The organism is Chitinophaga sp. G7 BAM 1005 (genome assembly GCF_057126945.1).
In genome coordinates, this window is the sequence record NZ_CP181478.1 from 6913160 (window position 1) to 6932276 (window position 19117).

A 19117-nucleotide genomic window follows, 5' to 3' on the forward strand; every position below is an offset into this window, starting at 1 on the left:
TATCCGTGTTAGTTAGGTATTATAAAAGTTTTGCAGCCTTCTCCAGGTCTTCCGGAGTATCTATTTCCACGCCCATGTAGGAAGTCACCACCATTTTCATGGGAATGCCATTCTCCAGGTAACGCAAACATTCAATTTTTTCGGCGGCCTCCAGCGGAGTCATCGCCAGCTGTGTGAAATCCAGCAGGGTTTGCTTACGGAAAGCGTAAATACCGATATGCTCATAGTAGATGCTTTTGACATCTTTATTCCGCGGGTAGGGAATAACGGAACGGGAGAAGAATAATGCGTTGAAGTTCTTATCTACCGCCACTTTCACGTAATTAGGATCTTCTATGGATGCGGGTTCTTTCAGTTCCTGCATCAGTGAAGCCACCTGTACTTTTTTTCCTTCTTCTCCTTCAAATACCTTCAACAGCTTTTCCAGCGGCTCTTTCTGTGTAAAAGGCTCGTCTCCCTGCACATTCACCACAATATCCACATCCATATCTACAACGGCTTCGGCGATACGATCGGTGCCGCATTCATGTTCCTTTTTGCTCATAACGGCCTTGCCTCCGTTATTTACAATTTCATTATAGATAAGATCACTGTCTGTCACTACCATTACATCGTCAAAAACCCCGGTGTTTACAGCAGATTCATAAGTTCTGAGTATCACCGTTTTATCACCCAGCTTAGCCATCATCTTACCTGGAAAGCGGGATGCTCCATAACGGGCAGGTATCAACGCTATTTTTCTCATGTAGTATTGGTTTAACTGCAAAGGCGCAGACAACAAATATACATTGCTGCCAGGCGCCTTTACCAGGTCAATTATAATGCGCTTTTAACCGCCTTCACGAGTTTATCTGCTCTTTCGCGGATTTCCTCATCGCTCCAGCCCAGGTTAATCGGGGTGGAAATGTTTCTGCCGATAATAGCATCTGAAGCAGGGAATTCTTTGGTTTTGTAAACGGCCATCGCCTGTTTCAGTTCTTTTGCAAAGGGAGTTAACACACTTCCTTCTTTAAAATGTTGCCACTGGCGGATGTAGTGCCAGTTGTTATCATAGTAATGGAAGGCGGCCAGTCCTGCGGCTTTCATCGCGGCAGCCGCTTTGGCTGCCAGGGCTGTTTCCGGCAGGAAAAACGACAGGAAGGTAGCGCTGTCGCCGGCTTCATCGGGCAAACGGCGGAAGGTTACACCCGGCACGGCAGCCAGTACATCTTTAAATATCTTCTTGGTTTTACGCTGTATTTCCAGGAAGGTATCCAGTTTGCGGATCTGCGCCAGTCCCACTGCAGCATGCAGTTCAGAAATACGGTAGTTGTAACCGATAAACGGATGAAGGTCAGCACCGCGGTCTACCCCCAGATGATCATGGCCATGATCCGTATAGCCGTCACATTTAGTATAAATGTCTTTATTATTGGTAATGATGGCTCCGCCTTCTGCGCAGGTGATTGTTTTTACGAAATCAAAAGAAAACGTACCGGCATCACCGATAGAACCCAGCGCTTTCCCTTTATAGGAAGCGCCGAAGCTCTGGCAGGCATCTTCCAGCAGGAACAGGTTATGCTTTTTGCAAATGGCCTGCAACGCGTCCAGATCGGCCATTGCACCACACATATGCACCGGCATTACCGCCTTTGTACGGGGAGTGATGGCGGCTTCTACTGCTTTGGGGTCCAGGGTAAGGGTATCATCCACATCTACCAGTACCGGTGTTGCGCCTACGGAAAATACCGATTCAAAGCTGGCCACAAAAGTAAAGGTGGGCATAATGATTTCATCGCCGGCGCCCAATCCCAGGGCTGCCATAGCGGTAGTTAACGCAGCTGTACCACTGGAGGCCAGCTGGGTATACTGTACATTCAGTTTATCGCAAATAGCCTGTTCCAGCTCCTTTGCTTTCCAGATGCCTTTACGCGGACCGTCGAATCCGTAACGCATCATTATTCCTGTTTCCAGTACGTCGTTTACTTCTTTCCTTTCCTCGGCTCCAAATAGTTCATATCCGGGCATAAACTGTTGATTTTAAAATATAATTTGAATGAGTGCTTTTTAAATAGTGCTGCAAAGTTACTATAATAGGCATTGCGTTACATCGGAAAAACTGTTTATCTTTTGCTAAAAATTCACCATGCGTTTTATATTGTTCCTTACCCTGTTGGGTGTTTTAGCCGGAATGTCCACCTACGCACAGGAAACCCGGCCCACCGATCAGCAACAGATTGCTGCACTCATGGCCACACAAACGTCTGCCTGGAATAAAGGGGACATCGGGGGCTTCATGGCTACCTACTGGCACTCCGATTCCCTGCTGTTTATTGGGAAAAACGGGGTAACCTATGGCTGGCAGGCCACGCTGGACCGCTATAAGAAAACATATCCGGATGCCGCCGCAATGGGTAAACTGGATTTTAAACTGCTGGAATTCAAACCCCTGGCTTCAGATACCTACCTCTTAATCGGGAAATGGCACCTGGAAAGGACTATAGGAGACCTACAGGGCCACTTCAGCCTCATCTTACAAAAAATAAAAGGACAGTGGAAAATTATTGCTGACCATAGCAGCTAAAAAAACCATCCCAGGAATAGGATGGCCGCTATACACCACAACATTAAAGAAGTTTTGGACTTCTTTATCTTTAGAAATAAAGTTTGAAAGTTTTCATGTGATATGGTAAAATGTTCAATGCTTTACATAGGGAATCACAAACACTATTCCACCTGCAAAACAGGCCGCTTTTGGGCACTTAGCGAACTGTGTCCGGGGCATCCGTTCCACAAAACCCTGATGCACAGTGAGAAAGAATAACAACACAACGGGTGCGGAAATATTGCAGTTATGATTAACATTAGATTTACAAAAACTATGATCATTATCTCATATCTTCGGTGCCTTAAACAAGTTTTAACCCGTAACCTCTGATCAACCACGAGTAGTTTTAATCAAGTTCCTCCTAAAGCCGATTTTAGTTTTAATCCAAGTCCTGTTTAGAACCCGGTATCTATTTACTATAACTTATTACTGGTTATGCCCGGGAAAATTATGCGTATTGCCACCGCACTGATGGCTGTTATTATTTATTGCAGTTGTACTAAAAAGACAGACCTGGCCCTGGACGAGCCGGAAAAAACACCTCCTGCAGATACGTTGGTGGTGCCCGAAAACAAAGTGGATCGCAGCGCCCTGTTGTTGCTGGTAAACGGCTTACGCAGCCGCGGCTGTAACTGCGGCACAGAACAGATGCCCGCCGTGAGCCCTGTTACCTGGAACGGCCTGCTGGAAAGAGCAGCCTATGATCATAGCAAAGACATGGTGCTGAATAAATATTTCGACCATACCGGGCTCAATGGCTCTACACCAGGCGCCCGTCTTGATGCCGCCGGGTACAAATGGAACTACTACGGGGAAAATATTGCCACCGGCAGCCTGGACGAACAGGCCGTTATACTCGGCTGGCTAAACAGCCCGAAACACTGTCATAATATGATGGATGCTAAATTTACAGAGATCGGTATCGGCCGCTACAACAACGACTGGACAATGGAATTGGGCAGAAGGTCCGTTGCCAACTAATCAGGGAGCGCTCATCTTTTTGCGCCACATGCGCCACACAAAATAAAGATATGCTGCCATAGAAATCCCAAACCAGCTATAGAAAAAGATCATCCTGCCGGGGGTAGACTCCTCCGGCACAGCAAATCCCAGGTACAAGCCCAGGAATACATTGATCATTAACCAGAAAAAGCCAATAAAGATGGTCCGCATAATTTTTATGAGGAAATGAAACAACTCATAATCCATCTTATTGGGATCCGGCGCCGGTTTTTCCTGTTCTTCTTCCATAATCTTTTATATCAGCCATACTAAGGTATGCACAGTTTGGCAAGGTCTGTACTGTCGCCCTTAAATACATTAAAATCCACCGTGGTCCGGATACCATTTACCCGGCCGATATCGCTGTGCTGCCAGAACAACCAGGCCCTGTCGGAACGTGGCCGTTCTTTCTGATAGTAATGTGCGATCCATAAAGGATAACGGTCAAATTCGCTGCCAAGATAAGTTTCGTAAAAATGTATATTGGTGTAGATGATGGGTTTCACTTTGTATACTTTCTCCATTTCTTCCAGCCAGATCTTTGCAGTGCTGCGGATAACCGCCGGAGGCTGGTTGTTGCTGGTTTCTATATCCAGCACCGGCGGAAGGTCGCCGGTTTGCAGGTCGGCCACATTATGAAAGTTAATGGCCTGTTTCAACGGGTCACGGGTGGCATAGAAGAAATGGTAGGCTCCCCGGATTAAGCCGGCCTTTCCGGCCTTGTCCCAGTTTTGTTTGAAGGCCGCATCCTGCCGTGTAATACCTTCTGTTGCTTTTATAAATGCAAAGGATATACGAATTTTATCCACCTGCATTTGCTTTACCGCTGCCCAGTTGATGTCTTTCTGGAATTTAGAAACATCTATACCATGTATCTTATAATTCACCGGCATGTCAATTCCAAATTCTTCATACCGTACAAATTTCACTTGCTTTTCCCGCTCGCGCCACCATAAATAAGCCACTGCGGCTAATACTACCAGTAATATTAATAATAATCGGATCCGGATGCTTTTCACTTTTGCTTCTGTTAGTTGCAGGGTAATTGGGTAAGGATGCTGTAATAAATGCCGGCAGTCCTATTTTTTACAGCAAGTATAGGTTATAATTTGTTTAAAGGAGCTACTTTTACAATGGTCAAGTGAATTTTTATGCCCGATTTTAACCTGAAGGATACCCTTAATTTGTTTTCCAAGTTCACGCTGCGCCGCGGTTTAAATGCCGGCAAAGTACTTGGGAGCTATTTTATGAGCAAGTGGACCGGCAAGCCGGTTCAGTGGGGCTACCCTATCTCTATATCTTTTGAGCCCACCACTTCCTGCAATCTCCGTTGCCCCGAATGTCCCAGTGGACTCAGGGCGTTTACCCGCCCTACCGGCATGCTGGAACAGGATTTTTTCAGGAAAACGATCGATGAAATTTCCAAAGAGCTGCTATACCTGATCTTTTACTTCCAGGGAGAACCTTATCTCAATACCGGTTTCCTGGACATGGTGAAATACGCAGCAGACAAAGGAATTTATACCGCAACCTCCACCAACGCCCACTACCTTACAGACGCCAATGCAAGGAAAACGGTGGAAAGTGGACTGGACAGGCTTATCATCTCTATCGACGGCACTACCCAGGACGTATATACGCAGTACCGTGTAGGTGGCCATCTCGATAAAGTGATACAAGGTGCAAAAAACATCGTAAAATGGAAAAAAGAGCTGAATTCATCTAAACCCTTTGTTTTCTTTCAGTTCCTCGTAGTAAAACCCAACGAACACCAGATAGAAGATATTAAACGGCTGGCTAAGGAAATAGGCGTAGACCAGGTGCGGTTTAAAACTGCGCAGGTATACGATTATGAAGAAGGCAACCGCTTAATCCCTACCATTGATAAATACTCACGCTACCACCGCAATGAGGACGGTACCTACGCCATAAAAAACAAACTGGGCAACCATTGCTGGCGCCTGTGGCACTCCCCGGTGGTTACCTGGGACGGCCTCGTAGTGCCCTGCTGCTTCGACAAAGACGCACAGCACCGGCTGGGCGATCTGAAGAAAGAATCCTTTAAGGCACTATGGCATAATAAAGAGTATATCCGTTTCCGTAGTGAAATCCTCGAAACCCGCAAAAACATAGATATCTGCGCCAATTGCAGCGAAGGCACCAAAGTCTGGGGATAATTCCCTTCCGCTGATTTTTTCTCATTGACATTCAATCTATTAACTACGTTTGTAGTTTAATACTACAAAAATAGTTTTTAAACTACAAAAATAGTTATAGATTAGTGTTATGAAAAAGCTATCCCGTAAAGAAGAAGAATTAATGCAGGTAATGTGGGATCTCGAAAAAGCATTTGTAAAGGATGCGATAGAACAGCTCCCGGACCCGAAACCTCATTACAACACCATCGCCACACTCATGAAGCGACTGGAAGAGAAAGGATATCTCGCCCATCATGAATATGGTGGCTCCTTCGAGTATTATCCCACCATTGCAAAGGAAAGTTATAAAGATACTTTTATGAAAAAAGTACTCAACACTTTCTTCGACAACTCCTATCTCAACATGCTGGCCTATTTCGCTAAGGAAGAAAAAATAAGTGCGGAAGAAATGAAGACACTGGTAAAGATGATTGAAAAAGATAAAAAATAACGTGTATGCCTACCCTGTTTATATACATTCTGCAAGCATCCTGCGCGATGACGCTTTTTTATCTCCTGTATATCAGCTGTTTTAAAAAAGAAACATTTTACAGGTATAACAGGATGGTCCTGCTGAGTGCTTTCATCTTCTCCGCCGCATTACCACTGCTCCCGCTTCCGGCACTGCGCTGGACGCAAGAGCCAACAGTAAACGCTTCCCCGGTAAACGTTTACTTCAGCGATAATTCGCACGCATCTACACCAGCGACCAACACGGCAGTCGTAAGCCACTGGTGGGATCCGCTGACACAACATGCCGCCACCATCCTGGTTGCTGCATATATAGCAGTAGCCATCCTGCTGTTGCTGCTGCATGCTCTGCAGCTCTTAAAGATCAGGCGGCTGGTGCGGGCAGGCAACGTGTATATGCACAACAACATACGCTATGTGCAACTCCCGGGAATAACGGCGCCCTTCTCTTTTCTGCGAACCATCTTCTTTGATCCTAACGCACACGCACACACGGAATTGCAACATATTCTCAAACATGAAGAAGCGCATGTGCAGCAACACCACTCTGCCGATATGCTGTTATCCGCCTTTTACTGTTGCATTTGCTGGATCAATCCATTCGCATGGCGTTGCAAAAGGGCACTGCAGCTGAACCTGGAATTCCTGGCAGATGAAGCCGTTATCCAAACTACAGATGCGCCGGATGCCTACCAGTATAGTTTACTGAAGATAGGACTTGCCGGCAACCGCGTAACAATCGTGAATCATTTCAGTAAATCGTTCATTAAAAATAGAATACTCATGATCAACAAAACCCAATCACCCCGGTTACGCACCTGGCGGTACCTGCTGCTACTACCGGTATTGGCGCTGGCAGCCGGACTCCTGGCCGCTACCGCTCCCTCTTCTACAAAAAGTGACGCGGGTACTAAATACCTGGCCACAGAAAAAGACCAGCTTTATGGAGTGGTTACCCGCTTAACTTCTGATAAAGATTTTGCAGAGATGAAAAAAGTGCTGCAAAAAAAAGGAATAACGCTGACCATTCCAACCCTCAAACGTAATGGGAACGGGGAAATCACAACAATTGAATTCATATTGACGTCTGAAAGGTGGTCAATGAAGGAAACATCGGAAAATCCGTTTGGCACTTATTTCTTCTATTGTTTTCCGAAAGAAGGCGGAATAGGACCTATCCCTGCGAAGAGTTGCCCGCAACCGTTGCTGGACCTGGCACTGGCAGAAAGCAATGGTGCCGTTAAAGGAATTACCACTGACTCTACTTTTTTGAATCGTTTTCCCGGCGGGGAAAGTGCATACCGCAAAACGTTTGCAAAAAATGTCCGCTATCCGAGGGCAAGCCAGCAAAGCAAAACGGCTGGTGTGGTTACGTTACAATATAAAATTCAACCCAACGGAACCATCAGTGATATAGAAGTATTGCAAAGTCCGGATAAAGCACTGGGTGATGAGGTAAAACGTGTTACAGGACTGCTTCCTGCCTTTGCAGCAGATCCCTCGGGGAAAACTGTTACCGTTTCCCTGCGCATATCATATATGCTGGATAATGGCGCAGGTGGATATATTAAAGGACCCGATGCAGACCATGCAGATATCGTTGTAGTGGGATTTTTACCAAAACCTATTTCCTTTATTCAGCCGTTGTCTCTTTCTTTTTTCGACGACCCTTCGTCACCTTGTTAAACAGGTTGATGCCTAATTGAACGCCTATAAACTCAAGTGCTGTCATTAATGCCCCGGTAGCAAAATTCTTAAATTTACCACTTCCCCAGGCAATCTTAGCCACACTCATGGCTACGTTCAGGGCGCCGCTATGTTTTGCGCTACCGGGGATAACAGCATTCAGGGCCATCTTTTTGTAGTTGTCCCTGAAATAATCCACCCTGTTACCCATCTCATTTTCCAGCCGCCTCGACTTCATTTTTAACCGTTCAATTTCCAGCTCCAGCGATTCGAAGCTGTTTATTTTCTTACTCATGTGTAAACATTTATCATTGTTTATCCTTTCATGGTGTTTTCGGTGGCCTCTTCATCCGGAACATACCCGGGATCCACAGGTTGCTCAGGATACTCCTTCGCCCGCTGATTGTGAATATGATTGGAATGCTCATCCTGGTCAGTGATTTCATCTACCAGCTCAGTTATCAGCAATTTAGCCAGCGGCCGCTGTATCAGCTGCTTACGGAACAACAAAATAACAAGAAATAACAAAATAAATAATCCCGCGGCACAGCTGAAACCAATCGTAAAACTATTGGTCATTTCTCCGATCCAGAAGCCCACTACCATGCCCAGGAACACAATCACAAAAAAGAACAACAGGAAAGCCATCAAAAGCGAGAAGAACAATCCCAACGCTTTTGACAGCTTTCCTGCTGCCTGGAGCTTAATCAGGTCCAGTCTGGTTTCCAGGTATTCCCTGGCTACTTTACCCGTTTGGGAAAAATAGTTGCTGAAATTATCTTCCATGCAAATCAATTTATTCAACTGGGGTTATGCCAACTCATTTTCTAACTCATCCTGGAATTGATCTTTTTTCTTTCTCCATTTTTCTTTCAGCTTTTCAGACTGATCTCTTAATTTTTCTACCAGTTCATCTTTTTTGTCTGAATTGAGGAAATACCCTACTGCAACGCCCACGGCTGCACCTACAATAAATGAAACCACGGCTTTGGAACTGTTACTCATAACTAAAGGTTTTTAAGATGTTATAAATTAGGTTTTCTTTTTTGGTAACAGAGGAGCAACAAACATTATTCCATAAATAACAATTGAATAAAAAGGGGTGTTAAACCTCCGCCAAATAAGAACAAGCTCTCCGCAATTTTGTTTAGGGTTTATAAAAGTATCACAACCCTCCCGGTCTGCTTTTTGACATACCAAATAATTATACGATATTATGTACTATGAGCTATCTTGACAACGACCATCTTAAACAAATTGGCTTTTTACTCCTGATCCTTTTTCTTGCGGTGCTCCTGTTTATGGAGATGTTTACCTTTTTTCCCGGCTTCCTCGGGGCCATTACACTATATGTGATCTGCAGGAAATGGATGTTCAGCCTTGTAGAACAACACCGGTGGAGGAAGAGCCTCGCTGCTGCACTGATGATGGTGCTGTCTTTTCTCATAATCCTGCTGCCCGTAGGCATGCTGATAAACATGCTCGGAGCTAAAGCCGCATATGCCGCCAACCACTCTACAGAACTCATTAACAGCCTGAAACAAACCAATACCCGGCTGGAAGAGAGCCTGGGGTTCGGCCTTCTCACCGCAGAACGGCTGCAAAAAATACAGGAAGGTATCACTGGTTTCCTGCCGGGATTCCTGGGCGCCACTTTTAACACGCTTACCACTATTGCCCTCATGTACTTTATGCTGTATTTTATGCTGGTAAGCGGCCGGAAAATGGAAGAAACCTTGTATGAATATATTCCCCTGAAAGATAAAAATGTGGAAAGACTGGGTAAAGAGTTCAACACTTTGGTAATTGCCAATGCCGTAGGTATCCCCCTCATTGCGGTGGTACAGGGTATCATTTCTTTGATCGGCTATTTAATTTTTGGAATCCCCCAGCCATTCTTCTGGTTTGTCATCACCTGTTTCACGGCAATGCTGCCGGTAATAGGCGCCGCCGCGGTATACGTGCCCCTGGGTATTTATTTACTGGCGTCCGGCAGTATCTGGCAGGGCATTGCTGTACTGGCGTATGGATTCGGCGTAGTAGGCACCTCCGATAATATCGCGCGGATGTTGCTGGCTAAAAGAATTGCAGACGTACATCCCCTCATCACTATCTTCGGTGTAATCATTGGCGTTAGTCTCTTTGGCTTCATCGGTCTTATTTTCGGGCCGTTGCTCATCTCCATGTTTATTCTTTTGCTTGATATCTATGGGAATGAATTTGTGATACGAAGAAGGGATATCGCCCGGAAAAAATCCTCCCCTGATACAGATATCCGTGACACGCCCGGAACAAGATGATCAGCGGTAATAATTATTCTCGGAGATATAATTAATCACATTATCAGGTACCATAAAACGTACAGATTTTCCTTCTTTCAGCCATTTACGGATATCTGTAGCAGAGATGTCCAGCATAGGCGCGTCCAGTATTTCAATCCTGGCGCCAAAGGTGTCTGTTATTTCGTGTCCCGGCCGGCGGTAAACATAGATCGGATAGTTTTTCACAATCTGCTCATAATTTTTCCAGCGCGGTAAATTCTGAAAGCTGTCGCTTCCCATAATGATGGCAAATTCCTGCGTGGGAAATTTCTCCTGTAAATAGGTGAGCGTGTCCACAGTATAGGAAGGCCGGGGTAACGAGAACTCAATGTTACTGGCGCGCAGCCGCACCTCGTCCTTGATGGCCAGCTCCACCAGGTGAAAGCGGTCGTGCTCATTCAATAAGGCCGACTGTGGTTTCAGCGGGTTATGCGGCGAAACCACCAGCCATACTTTATCAAGATCAGTATTGTACGCTACGTAATTGGCAATGATCAAATGCCCTGTGTGTATAGGATTAAAAGACCCAAAATACAAGCCTATTCTCATGTTTTCATCGTATAAATTACCAATGGCTACTTCATAATGCGTGTAAAAATAGGTATTTATAGCGGGAACATGGAAATAAGGCTTATTCCAATGGTTTGAATTGCTCAAACACCTGGCCGCAGGCCTTGCAAAAATGAATGGCACGGCACAACGTAGAGCCGAAAGGAGAACGTAAATAAGTTTGTTCGCTGCCACAATGCGGGCAAGGAACTTCCAGCATAATTTCTGTGCTTACCTCGCCGGACAATACCTTAGGAGGGGCTATCCCAAAGGCTTTCAGCTTTTCCCTGGCGGCTGGCGTCATCCGGTTGCTATGCCAATGTTCCTGTTTGTCCACTTCAACGCTAACGGCTACACCAAGTTCACTTTCCAGCGCCGTTTTAATATTATGCTGTATATAACTCACCGCCGGACATGCCGCAAAGGTGGGGATCATTTTAATATGTACCGCCGCCTCACCCAGCTCCACCCCCGTGATCATGCCCAGATCCACCACGCTCAATACCGGGATTTCCGGGTCCATCACATGTTCCAGTGACGCATATACTTTAGCTATCGTAATTGTTTGGGAAGACATCATTTACCAGCTGGCCTCCGCATCCAGGTTAAACACCTCACTCATTTCTTTCAGCAACGGTTGCAGGTGCGGAGTATGAAGTCCATGACGACCGCCATACACCGGCACAATAGCGTTCATCTCCGGCAGGTTCAGGGAAGCCTTCACCAACACCGGGTAAATACGATCCAGCCAGCGATGATACAGCTCCTCTTCACCAGGATACACTTTATCTTCAATCAATGTTTCTTCATAGTGCTGTGAGGGTTCAAAAATTCCTGCTGCCAGCGCAATGGTCTGGTTCAGCGCCTGCTGCATCCGGTCGTAGCTCTCTTCTCCTGCCCTGCTCAGTTGCATGATCCAGGCATTCGCATGCAGCGTATGATATTTCAACTCCCCCTTCACTTTTTTACTCAGCAACCGGAAAGGCTCATAACTGCTGTCCTGCAAACTTTCATACCGGACGGCCTCCGCCAGATCGAATAAAAAATGCCGCATCAGGCTGAAATCATATTCGCCATTAGGCATTTCCACCAGGTGTGATGATTTGAATTCTTTCTCCGGCCGCAGAAAAGCAAATGTATCCGGATGTTTTCCCCCGAGATCTTCATGAAGGATGCGGTACAACGCCCACGCATGGCCTATTTTGTCCTGTGCCATAGAAGAGAAGGCGATGTCTTCTTCCATCACAGGTCCCAATCCGGTCCACTCAGAATTGCGATGCCCCTGAATCAACTCATCGTCTGCCATTTTTATAATCAGATCTGTTAGTGCTGCGTTGTTCATCATTTGGATTGTTTGAATTTATTGATCTTCTCCATCACTTTAAAGCCACTGGCATCCCGATAGGTTTTCTCCATGTTGTTGGCAAATATATCTTCATCTTCCACATCAAAAGCCAGGATGTCCGCGCTTTTCACTACCCACAGGTTTACGCATTTTTTCCGCCGGGCAAACTGCTCCTTCGCAAATACCAGCGCCAGCTGAGGGTCTGGAGCATGCACACAACCCACATGCTCATGGTGAGCGCCTCTTTTTTCCTGGTGAAACACCTCGTATATATTCCAGTTCTCGCCCTCCTCCACTTTCACTACTTCCCCGGCCGGCCCCAGTTGCAGCCTGTTTACACGGGGATCTAAAGAATCGTTAGACATGAATATTTGAATAGTTTTAATGATAAAGTTTTGACGCAGCTGTTTCTACCCGCACATCCTATGCCACCGGCAATACCCGCTTTTCCGTTGGTTTCATGAGCGCTTTACGTACCCAGCGACCCTTTTCTTCTGCCCACTTGCGCACTTGCAAACGTTCCATATTACAGGGTCCGCCGCCGTTAATCACCCTGAAAAACTCATCCCAGTCGGGATCTGTATATTCCCAACGACCGGTTTCTGCATTCTTGCGCAGCGCCGGATCCGGCAGGGTGAGCCCCAGTTCCCAGATCTTGGGCACATAGGATTCCAGGAATTGATTCCGCATATCATCATTGCTTGCCATTTTCACTTTCCACTGCATCAGTTTTTCGCTGTGACTCGAACTTTTATCCGGGGGCCCAAAGAAATGCATGATCGGCTGCCACCAACGGTTAAGGGCATCCTGCAGCATTTCCTTCTGCGCCGGCGTACCCGTTGCCAGTTCAATAAAAGCATCATGGCCCTGTTTGAGATGGAAACTTTCCTCGTAACAAATACGCTCCAATGCCCTGCAATAAGGGCCGTAGGAACCTTTGGCATTGGCAACCTGGTTTACAATCGCCGCCGCATCAATCAGGAATCCGATAACTGCCACATCTGCCCAGGTTTCAGCAGGATAATTAAACACATTGGAGTACTTGGATTTACCGCTGAGGAGATCGTTGATCATGGCCTCCCTCGACTTACCAAGTGTTTCAGCCGCATTGTAAAGTAATTGCCCGTGGCCTATTTCGTCCTGTACTTTGGCGATCAGCGCCAGTTTGCGCTTAAAGCCCGGCGCCCTGGTAATCCAGGTCCCTTCCGGTAATGCGCCGATAATTTCTGAGTGAGCGTGTTGTTCAATAAGGCGTATTAACTGCCTCCGGTATTCTACCGGCATCCAGTCGCCGGGTTCTATCTTTTCCCCTTTGGCAATACGTTCCTCAAAAGCAGCGAGCTTTTCCGGCTCATCATGCTGTTGTTCTTCCCGCAACTGATTTCTGTTGGGTTCATCGAAAATATATCCACCGCCGTACATAGTGCGATTGTTTTGGTCGGTAGTAAATTACGGAAAAAACACCGTTTCAGCAGGAATAGATTGTTAAAACACCAGTACTCAAATGTTATAGAATCGCCAAATTTTCCCGGCATGAAACAGATAGCCGGCCATTCCCTTAATTTTATTAACTTCTAACCGATAAATGCTGTTTGCTGCTACCATACTGAGCTTTCTGTTGTTGCCCCACGGGCATAAAAAACCGTGTCCGGAGAACCGGCATTTTACCGTTATTCAGCTGAATTTTGAAGAAAGACAAGCCCCGGCGCCACCCGGATCCGATACTATTTATTATGACTTCGAAAGAAAGCTGCAATGGAAGGATTTTCAGGCTAAACCGTCGCCTAACGGCCCAAGCGCGGCAGTTTCCTACACCAGCTTCGCCTATGAAGGCAACAGCAACCTGGTAAACGATACCCTCCGGATCACATTAAGACTGCAAGTATTCTTTATAAAAAGCGCATCCTGGGTAAGACCCGAAGCAAGAAACAGCTATGCCCTGGCGCATGAACAGCTTCATTTCGATATTACCCGCCTGGTAGTGGAACGGTTTAAACAGAAGCTCCGGCAAACCGCGTTAAACCGCGATGACTACGATAGTATCATACAATATCAGTACCTTCAGTCTTTCCGGGAAATGAACCGCCTCCAATACCGTTTCGACCAGGAAACCCACCACGGACTAAACGCCGTGGAACAGATCCGCTGGCGGGATAAAGTAAATGTAGGACTGAAAAATAACGGGGTGCTTCCGGAAGAACTGGGTATTGAAGGCATTAACTTTACACCCATACAATAACAACCCGTTTTAACGTTTATTCATAGCGGTTATACAGCATAAAAAAGGATCTATGCAACCAAATAATTTCTACCACTCACTGCTCACTGGCTTGGCGCTCATTTTTTTGATGTCTGCCTGTAATAAAAAAGATAGTAACTCCCCGCGAAACCGGGGAGATAACGGCGTAACCGGCTCCGTCAACGACAGCGTCTTTTTTATCGCAAAAGATATTTACCTCTGGAACGACGTGCTACCCGACTCTGCAACGTTCAAGCCTAATCAATATGCAAACCCCATCGTGCTGTTTAACGCACTGAGAACTTATAAAAAAGACGCCTCCGGCAATAACCTCGACAGGTACAGCTTTGTAGACAATGGCGGCACCTCCAGGGCCCTGCAGGAAGGCATTGCAGGCGATATGGGCTTTGAAGTAGGATATCAAACAGATTCAACCTTATTTGTAGTATACGTATATCCCGGCTCACCGGCCGACAAAGCCGGTATTAAAAGAGGATGGGAATTAATTGCCGTAAATGGTGTTACCCGCTTCAGGGTGAATGACGGCACTACCGATAACATGCTGAATACCGCCTTCAGCAGCGCCAGTGCCTCCTGGGGTTTCCGTAAACCAGACAACACCACCGGGCAATATAATCTGACCAGCATAGACTATAAACTGAATCCTATTCTTTATTCACATTTATACGACTTCAACGGCAATAAAATCGGCTACTTTGTCTTTAATAACTTTGTAGCATTATCGGACGTTAAAGCGCAGATTGACTCCATCTTCGACGTTTATACAAAGGCCGGCGTAAAGCAGGTAATCATCGATCTGCGATATAATGGCGGCGGACTTATTGAAACGGCAGAATATCTTGCCAACATACTGGCACCTGCGGCCAAAACCAATACCACTATGTATTCCCAGTATTTCAATAATAACGTGAATACCAATAATTATGGCGCCTACTTCAAATACATGAAGGCCGTGCCTTATTACCCCAGCGTAAACTGGTCGGATATCTTCTACAGTGAAGCCACCACTTATAAAACAGCGAAGTTCCAGAAAAGCGGCGCCCTTGCCTTAAACAAGGTCACCTTCCTCGGAACTCGTAACACCGTATCTGCCAGCGAACTGCTGTACAATGTGCTGAAACCGGTAATGACCACCAAACTGGTAGGAAGCAACACTTATGGCAAACCGGTTGGTTTTATTAATATCTCTTTTGGCAAATACGATATGTATGCGGTAAACTTCCAGACAAAAAATTCGGCTAACGAAGGCGATTATTTCGGCGGCCTTCCGGCAGATATAAAAGCAGATGACGATTTCTCTCTCGATTGGGGCTCTCTCAGCGATCCACTGTTACGCGCAGCACTCACCGATATGGGTGTTGACGCCGGTTCACTGGGCCGCATGGCAAAATTAAACGGAAACAGGCTGGCTATAACACCTGCCAACAGGCTGGAATCCACTAAGTTTAAAGGAATGATACAAACCATCCGGCAATAATATTTACAGCCGGTAGCTCCGAAAAGAAACTACCGGCCCTCTTCTCTACATCGTTTTTGCGCCGCTGTATTTGTTCTCCGGCATATCGCTGTCCAGCTTCTTCACAACTTCCAGCACCGCCTGTACCGCCCTGTAATAGAAAGAATGATTAATGCGGGAATATTCGTCGGAAAGACGATGGTAATCGGGGTGATCTTCCACACCAAAGTACAGGAACGGAATTTTCTGCTTAAAAAATTCATACTGATCGCTCTGTTTCGTCCAGTCGTCCGTCCCACTTTCCGGTTTGTCATGACCGGCGATCAGCTTCACGCTACTGCGGGCAGCCACATCATCCGTATACTTCTTCAAACCAGGGAACTGGAAAGTGCCACATACATACAGTTCGTTTTTGCCGTTATGGGCAATCATATCCATGTTAATATTCTGCCGGATCTGTGTAAGTGATACCGGTGGCTGTGCTACAAAGGCTTTGGCCCCCTGCAGACCTTCTTCTTCTCCATCAAAAGCAGCGAAAATGAGGGTATAACGGGGCGGGTGCTTTTTAAAATAAGTAGCCATTGCCAGCAGTCCACCGATGCCGGACGCATTGTCATCTGCGCCGTTGTACACAGTGTCTGCACCATTGGTTTTGGAGGTAATACCAAGATGATCATAATGGGCAGAAATAACAATCACCGTGCTCAGCTTACCGGGAATATAGCCGTACAGGTTAGTACCCATAATTTTTTTATTTCCTTCCTGGAAATAAAAAGGATACTCGTAGGTATCGTGATAAGCGGATAAACCAATTTTTTTGAAGCGGTCGAGGAGATAAAACTGCGCCATACGGCTGCCGCGGGAGCCGGTTTTCCGGCCTTCCATCTTATCCGCAGATAACGTTTTAACATCCTTCATCAATTGCGTTGAATCAACGGAAGTTTGCGCCATCACAGGCAGCGCAAAAAGCAGGCAAAAGCTGTAACAAAGCCATTTCATAAACATTGCATTTATGGTTAACTATACCTGCAATGTACAAGATATTTATTTGAAGATATTAAAGATGATCAAACTGCATACATAGGCCAGTGCGGTCATATAAACAAGCTGTATCAGCGGGTATTTCCATGATTTTGTTTCACGTTTTACAATGGCCATCGTACTCATACACTGCATGGCGAATGCATAAAAAATCATTAAGGACAACCCGGAGGCCAATGTGTATACCGGCGCCCCATCAGGCCAGGTAGCCGATGACAGTTTTTCCCGGAGGGTGGCGTTATTATTGTCAGGATCTTCTCCCACACTATAAAGGGTAGCCATAGTACCCACAAATACTTCACGGGCGGCAAAAGAGGTGATCAGTGCAATGCCTATTTTCCAGTCAAACCCCAGCGGACGGATAGCCGGCTCAATTGCATGACCGAGCACTCCTGCGTAGGAATTGGATAATTTGGCAGATTGAAACTCTTTATTGAGCACCGCAGCTTCGGGAGATTCTGCCGGCACTTTTGCCAGGAGTTGTTCATATTTTGCATGTACCGGCTCCATTTTGCTGGCAGGGCCATAAGAAGCCAGGAACCAGAGGATCACAGATATTACCACAATCACCTTACCGGCGTCTTTCACAAATATTTTCGCTTTCTCCACCATCGTAGTTCCCACATTGGCCCAACGCGGGGAGCGGTACACCGGCAACTCCATGATGAAGTAACTCTTTTCCTTAATGCGCACAAACAGCTTCATGATGGCCGCAATAAAGATAGCCATGAAGAAGCCCAACAGGTAAAGCCCCATCATGATGAGTCCCTGCAAACCCAGTATGCCAAAGATCCGCTTGTCGGGGATGATCAGCGCAATCATCATAGTATAAATAGGCAACCTCGCAGAACAACTCATCAAAGGCGTTACCATGATAGTAATAAGCCGTTCCTTTTTATTCTCGATGGTACGTGTAGCCATAATAGCAGGTACCGCGCAGGCCACTCCGCTGATCAGCGGCATCACAGATTTTCCGTTTAATCCAACCTGCCGCATCAGACGGTCGGTCAGAAAACTGATACGGGCCATATAGCCGGTATCTTCCAGTATCGTGATCAAACCAAACAGGATCATGATCTGGGGGATAAACACGGCAAAACCGCTGATACCAGCCAGGATTCCGTTGATGAAGAAGTCGGTGACTTTATTATCGGGGAGGGTACTGCTCAGCCATCCGCTCAGCGCCCCAAAGCCGCCTTCGATCCAGTCCATCGGGTAAGAGGCCAGCCAGAAAATGCTTTGAAACAGGAGGAACATCACCACCAGTAAAATTACGTATCCCCAGAAGCGGTGCAGCAGGAGGTCGTCTATTTTCTCAGAACGCAATTGCTTCTGCAACGGATCGTTTTCCACTACCGTGGCTTTCATGATATGTTTGATCCGGCTGTACCGCTGCATGATCTCCTCTGCCTGGATCTTTGTTTTATTAAACTGGTGTTTTTCCAGCGAGTTGTGGATGGCCTTTTTCTGTGCATTGTCTACAAAAGGAAGGTCGTCTACGTTAACGGCTATATGTAAAGCGCCATAGTCACTTTTCACCGGTACTGTTTTACGTACCTCATCAATCACGTCTTTGGCCAGCGCGTTGTTATTAATAAAATCCCTCGGCGGAGTGCTGTAATGGGAGCGCATTGCCAGGTCTATTACTTTCTTGATTTCCGTAACGCCTTTGTTCTTTCTCGGATTGATGGATACTACGGGCACCCCCAGTTCTCTTTCCAGTCCGTCCAGGTCTATCTCTACTCCTTTCCTGCGGGCAATGTCCATCATGGTGAGGGCAATGATAACCGGGATTTTGAGATCGATGATCTGGGAACAGAATAATAAGTTGCGTTTCAGATTAGAGGCATCCGCCACAATGATCACGAGACGGGGGGAGTCTTCATTTTGCTGGTTGATCAGCACGTCATAGGTAACATATTCATCGGCGCTTTTCGGGTACAGGCTGTAAGTTCCCGGCAGATCGATAATATTGGCGGTTACGCCGGGTACTATCTGAGCTATCCCGGTTTTTTTATCTACCGTTACACCCGGAAAATTACCCACCTTCTGGTTTAAGCCGGTGAGCGCATTAAAAAGGGAACTTTTACCACTATTCGGATTACCTACCAGCGCGATGTTTATGGGAGCCTGCATTCCTTATCTTATCCTATTTATTAATATTAATTGCTGAAGGTGCAAAGTTAAACATTAATCAGCCG

General features: G+C 46.2%; 22 protein-coding genes. 8 read left to right on the forward strand and 14 right to left on the reverse strand.

From position 1 onward, the window contains the following. Positions 1 to 19 precede the first annotated feature (19 nt). A complete protein-coding gene (gene kdsB / locus ACMXI2_RS27890; RefSeq protein ID WP_483779170.1) occupies positions 20 to 745 on the reverse strand; it encodes a 3-deoxy-manno-octulosonate cytidylyltransferase in 726 nt (241 codons plus the stop codon). A gap of 71 nt (positions 746 to 816) precedes the next feature. Further along, on the reverse strand, positions 817 to 2007 hold the full coding sequence (locus ACMXI2_RS27895) for a DegT/DnrJ/EryC1/StrS family aminotransferase (RefSeq protein WP_483779171.1): 1191 nt from the start codon (positions 2005 to 2007) through the stop codon (positions 817 to 819). Positions 2008 to 2125: 118 nt separating this feature from the next. Here ACMXI2_RS27895 and ACMXI2_RS27900 point away from each other — a divergent pair, with 118 nt between their 5' ends. Continuing rightward, complete coding sequence (locus ACMXI2_RS27900) at positions 2126 to 2563, forward strand: YybH family protein (protein WP_483779172.1); 438 nt, start codon at positions 2126 to 2128, stop codon at positions 2561 to 2563. 459 nt (positions 2564 to 3022) lie between these two features. Then, positions 3023 to 3568, forward strand: coding sequence for a CAP domain-containing protein (locus ACMXI2_RS27905; protein WP_483779173.1), 546 nt, complete (start codon positions 3023 to 3025; stop codon positions 3566 to 3568). On the opposite strand, the gene ACMXI2_RS27910 is transcribed toward ACMXI2_RS27905, so the two are convergent. After that, the gene (locus tag ACMXI2_RS27910) at positions 3569 to 3838 is read right to left on the reverse strand and encodes a hypothetical protein (RefSeq protein ID WP_079471445.1); all 270 of its coding nucleotides are present in this window, start codon (positions 3836 to 3838) and stop codon (positions 3569 to 3571) included. A gap of 20 nt (positions 3839 to 3858) precedes the next feature. Next, positions 3859 to 4608, reverse strand: coding sequence for a glycoside hydrolase family 25 protein (locus tag ACMXI2_RS27915; protein ID WP_483779174.1), 750 nt, complete (start codon positions 4606 to 4608; stop codon positions 3859 to 3861). Positions 4609 to 4740: 132 nt separating this feature from the next. Here ACMXI2_RS27915 and ACMXI2_RS27920 point away from each other — a divergent pair, with 132 nt between their 5' ends. The 3 genes from ACMXI2_RS27920 (at position 4741) to ACMXI2_RS27930 (ending at position 7944) form a co-directional block, all read left to right on the forward strand. Further along, positions 4741 to 5766: an SPASM domain-containing protein gene (locus tag ACMXI2_RS27920; RefSeq protein WP_483779175.1), complete on the forward strand. Its 1026-nt coding sequence runs from the start codon at positions 4741 to 4743 to the stop codon at positions 5764 to 5766. Positions 5767 to 5875: 109 nt separating this feature from the next. Further along, positions 5876 to 6238 carry a BlaI/MecI/CopY family transcriptional regulator gene (locus ACMXI2_RS27925; RefSeq protein WP_079471448.1) on the forward strand — a complete coding sequence of 121 codons (363 nt, stop codon included), beginning with the start codon at positions 5876 to 5878 and terminating at the stop codon, positions 6236 to 6238. A gap of 5 nt (positions 6239 to 6243) precedes the next feature. Then, positions 6244 to 7944 carry a TonB family protein gene (locus tag ACMXI2_RS27930; RefSeq protein ID WP_483779176.1) on the forward strand — a complete coding sequence of 567 codons (1701 nt, stop codon included), beginning with the start codon at positions 6244 to 6246 and terminating at the stop codon, positions 7942 to 7944. On the opposite strand, the gene ACMXI2_RS27935 is transcribed toward ACMXI2_RS27930, so the two are convergent. From ACMXI2_RS27935 to ACMXI2_RS27945, 3 genes are read right to left on the reverse strand one after another with little or no spacing between them, the layout of a single operon-like run. Next, the gene (locus ACMXI2_RS27935) at positions 7892 to 8239 is read right to left on the reverse strand and encodes a hypothetical protein (RefSeq protein WP_483779177.1); all 348 of its coding nucleotides are present in this window, start codon (positions 8237 to 8239) and stop codon (positions 7892 to 7894) included. The two genes, ACMXI2_RS27930 and ACMXI2_RS27935, sit on opposite strands and share 53 nt — an antisense overlap. Positions 8240 to 8259: 20 nt before the next feature. Next, the gene (locus ACMXI2_RS27940) at positions 8260 to 8730 is read right to left on the reverse strand and encodes a hypothetical protein (RefSeq protein ID WP_483779178.1); all 471 of its coding nucleotides are present in this window, start codon (positions 8728 to 8730) and stop codon (positions 8260 to 8262) included. A gap of 24 nt (positions 8731 to 8754) precedes the next feature. Next, a complete protein-coding gene (locus ACMXI2_RS27945; protein WP_291916028.1) occupies positions 8755 to 8949 on the reverse strand; it encodes a YtxH domain-containing protein in 195 nt (64 codons plus the stop codon). Between the two features lie 218 nt (positions 8950 to 9167). Between ACMXI2_RS27945 and ACMXI2_RS27950 the strand changes: the two genes are divergently transcribed. Continuing rightward, a complete protein-coding gene (locus tag ACMXI2_RS27950) occupies positions 9168 to 10244 on the forward strand; it encodes an AI-2E family transporter (protein ID WP_483779179.1) in 1077 nt (358 codons plus the stop codon). Here ACMXI2_RS27950 and nadD read toward each other — a convergent pair whose 3' ends face one another. Genes nadD through paaA form a run of 5 tightly spaced genes read right to left on the reverse strand, consistent with a single transcriptional unit; the run spans position 10245 to position 13581 of the window. Further along, positions 10245 to 10922, reverse strand: a complete 678-nt coding sequence (gene nadD, locus ACMXI2_RS27955; RefSeq protein ID WP_483779180.1) for a nicotinate (nicotinamide) nucleotide adenylyltransferase — start codon at positions 10920 to 10922, stop codon at positions 10245 to 10247. It abuts the gene before it with no gap. Continuing rightward, positions 10897 to 11391 carry a 1,2-phenylacetyl-CoA epoxidase subunit PaaD gene (gene paaD / locus ACMXI2_RS27960; protein ID WP_483779181.1) on the reverse strand — a complete coding sequence of 165 codons (495 nt, stop codon included), beginning with the start codon at positions 11389 to 11391 and terminating at the stop codon, positions 10897 to 10899. Before paaD ends, nadD begins: the two co-directional genes overlap by 26 nt. Positions 11392 to 11394: 3 nt before the next feature. Beyond that, positions 11395 to 12159: a 1,2-phenylacetyl-CoA epoxidase subunit PaaC gene (gene paaC, locus ACMXI2_RS27965; RefSeq protein ID WP_483779182.1), complete on the reverse strand. Its 765-nt coding sequence runs from the start codon at positions 12157 to 12159 to the stop codon at positions 11395 to 11397. After that, positions 12156 to 12524 (reverse strand): hypothetical protein, encoded by a 369-nt coding sequence (locus ACMXI2_RS27970; RefSeq protein ID WP_483779183.1) that lies wholly within the window; start codon positions 12522 to 12524, stop codon positions 12156 to 12158. Before ACMXI2_RS27970 ends, paaC begins: the two co-directional genes overlap by 4 nt. A 58-nt stretch (positions 12525 to 12582) precedes the next feature. Further along, positions 12583 to 13581, reverse strand: a complete 999-nt coding sequence (gene paaA, locus ACMXI2_RS27975) for a 1,2-phenylacetyl-CoA epoxidase subunit PaaA (RefSeq protein WP_079471457.1) — start codon at positions 13579 to 13581, stop codon at positions 12583 to 12585. A 163-nt stretch (positions 13582 to 13744) separates the two neighbouring features. Between paaA and ACMXI2_RS27980 the strand changes: the two genes are divergently transcribed. After that, on the forward strand, positions 13745 to 14398 hold the full coding sequence (locus tag ACMXI2_RS27980) for a hypothetical protein (RefSeq protein WP_483779184.1): 654 nt from the start codon (positions 13745 to 13747) through the stop codon (positions 14396 to 14398). 52 nt (positions 14399 to 14450) lie between these two features. Then, on the forward strand, positions 14451 to 15896 hold the full coding sequence (locus ACMXI2_RS27985; RefSeq protein ID WP_483779185.1) for a S41 family peptidase: 1446 nt from the start codon (positions 14451 to 14453) through the stop codon (positions 15894 to 15896). 45 nt (positions 15897 to 15941) lie between these two features. Here the strand turns inward: ACMXI2_RS27985 and ACMXI2_RS27990 are convergent, their stop codons facing one another. Together ACMXI2_RS27990 and feoB are read right to left on the reverse strand one after the other, a co-directional pair. Continuing rightward, a complete protein-coding gene (locus ACMXI2_RS27990) occupies positions 15942 to 16874 on the reverse strand; it encodes a M28 family peptidase (RefSeq protein WP_483779186.1) in 933 nt (310 codons plus the stop codon). 45 nt (positions 16875 to 16919) lie between these two features. Beyond that, positions 16920 to 19052, reverse strand: coding sequence for a ferrous iron transport protein B (gene feoB, locus ACMXI2_RS27995; protein ID WP_483779187.1), 2133 nt, complete (start codon positions 19050 to 19052; stop codon positions 16920 to 16922). Positions 19053 to 19117 lie beyond the last annotated feature (65 nt).

Bases quoted from the DNA above. Each gene is read 5' to 3' on its own strand.
- ACMXI2_RS27985 (WP_483779185.1), top strand. From the start codon at position 14,451: ATGCAACCAAATAATTTCTACCACTCACTGCTCACTGGCTTGGCGCTC.
- ACMXI2_RS27950 (WP_483779179.1), top strand. From the start codon at position 9,168: ATGAGCTATCTTGACAACGACCATCTTAAACAAATTGGCTTTTTACTC.
- ACMXI2_RS27980 (WP_483779184.1), top strand. From the start codon at position 13,745: ATGCTGTTTGCTGCTACCATACTGAGCTTTCTGTTGTTGCCCCACGGG.
- feoB (WP_483779187.1), bottom strand. From the start codon at position 19,052: ATGCAGGCTCCCATAAACATCGCGCTGGTAGGTAATCCGAATAGTGGT.
- ACMXI2_RS27900 (WP_483779172.1), top strand. From the start codon at position 2,126: ATGCGTTTTATATTGTTCCTTACCCTGTTGGGTGTTTTAGCCGGAATG.
- ACMXI2_RS27910 (WP_079471445.1), bottom strand. From the start codon at position 3,838: ATGGAAGAAGAACAGGAAAAACCGGCGCCGGATCCCAATAAGATGGAT.
- ACMXI2_RS27920 (WP_483779175.1), top strand. From the start codon at position 4,741: ATGCCCGATTTTAACCTGAAGGATACCCTTAATTTGTTTTCCAAGTTC.
- kdsB (WP_483779170.1), bottom strand. From the start codon at position 745: ATGAGAAAAATAGCGTTGATACCTGCCCGTTATGGAGCATCCCGCTTT.
- ACMXI2_RS27925 (WP_079471448.1), top strand. From the start codon at position 5,876: ATGAAAAAGCTATCCCGTAAAGAAGAAGAATTAATGCAGGTAATGTGG.
- ACMXI2_RS27895 (WP_483779171.1), bottom strand. From the start codon at position 2,007: ATGCCCGGATATGAACTATTTGGAGCCGAGGAAAGGAAAGAAGTAAAC.
- paaC (WP_483779182.1), bottom strand. From the start codon at position 12,159: ATGATGAACAACGCAGCACTAACAGATCTGATTATAAAAATGGCAGAC.
- ACMXI2_RS27905 (WP_483779173.1), top strand. From the start codon at position 3,023: ATGCCCGGGAAAATTATGCGTATTGCCACCGCACTGATGGCTGTTATT.
- paaD (WP_483779181.1), bottom strand. From the start codon at position 11,391: ATGTCTTCCCAAACAATTACGATAGCTAAAGTATATGCGTCACTGGAA.
- ACMXI2_RS27945 (WP_291916028.1), bottom strand. From the start codon at position 8,949: ATGAGTAACAGTTCCAAAGCCGTGGTTTCATTTATTGTAGGTGCAGCC.
- ACMXI2_RS27935 (WP_483779177.1), bottom strand. From the start codon at position 8,239: ATGAGTAAGAAAATAAACAGCTTCGAATCGCTGGAGCTGGAAATTGAA.
- ACMXI2_RS27940 (WP_483779178.1), bottom strand. From the start codon at position 8,730: ATGGAAGATAATTTCAGCAACTATTTTTCCCAAACGGGTAAAGTAGCC.
- paaA (WP_079471457.1), bottom strand. From the start codon at position 13,581: ATGTACGGCGGTGGATATATTTTCGATGAACCCAACAGAAATCAGTTG.
- ACMXI2_RS27970 (WP_483779183.1), bottom strand. From the start codon at position 12,524: ATGTCTAACGATTCTTTAGATCCCCGTGTAAACAGGCTGCAACTGGGG.
- ACMXI2_RS27930 (WP_483779176.1), top strand. From the start codon at position 6,244: ATGCCTACCCTGTTTATATACATTCTGCAAGCATCCTGCGCGATGACG.
- ACMXI2_RS27990 (WP_483779186.1), bottom strand. From the start codon at position 16,874: ATGAAATGGCTTTGTTACAGCTTTTGCCTGCTTTTTGCGCTGCCTGTG.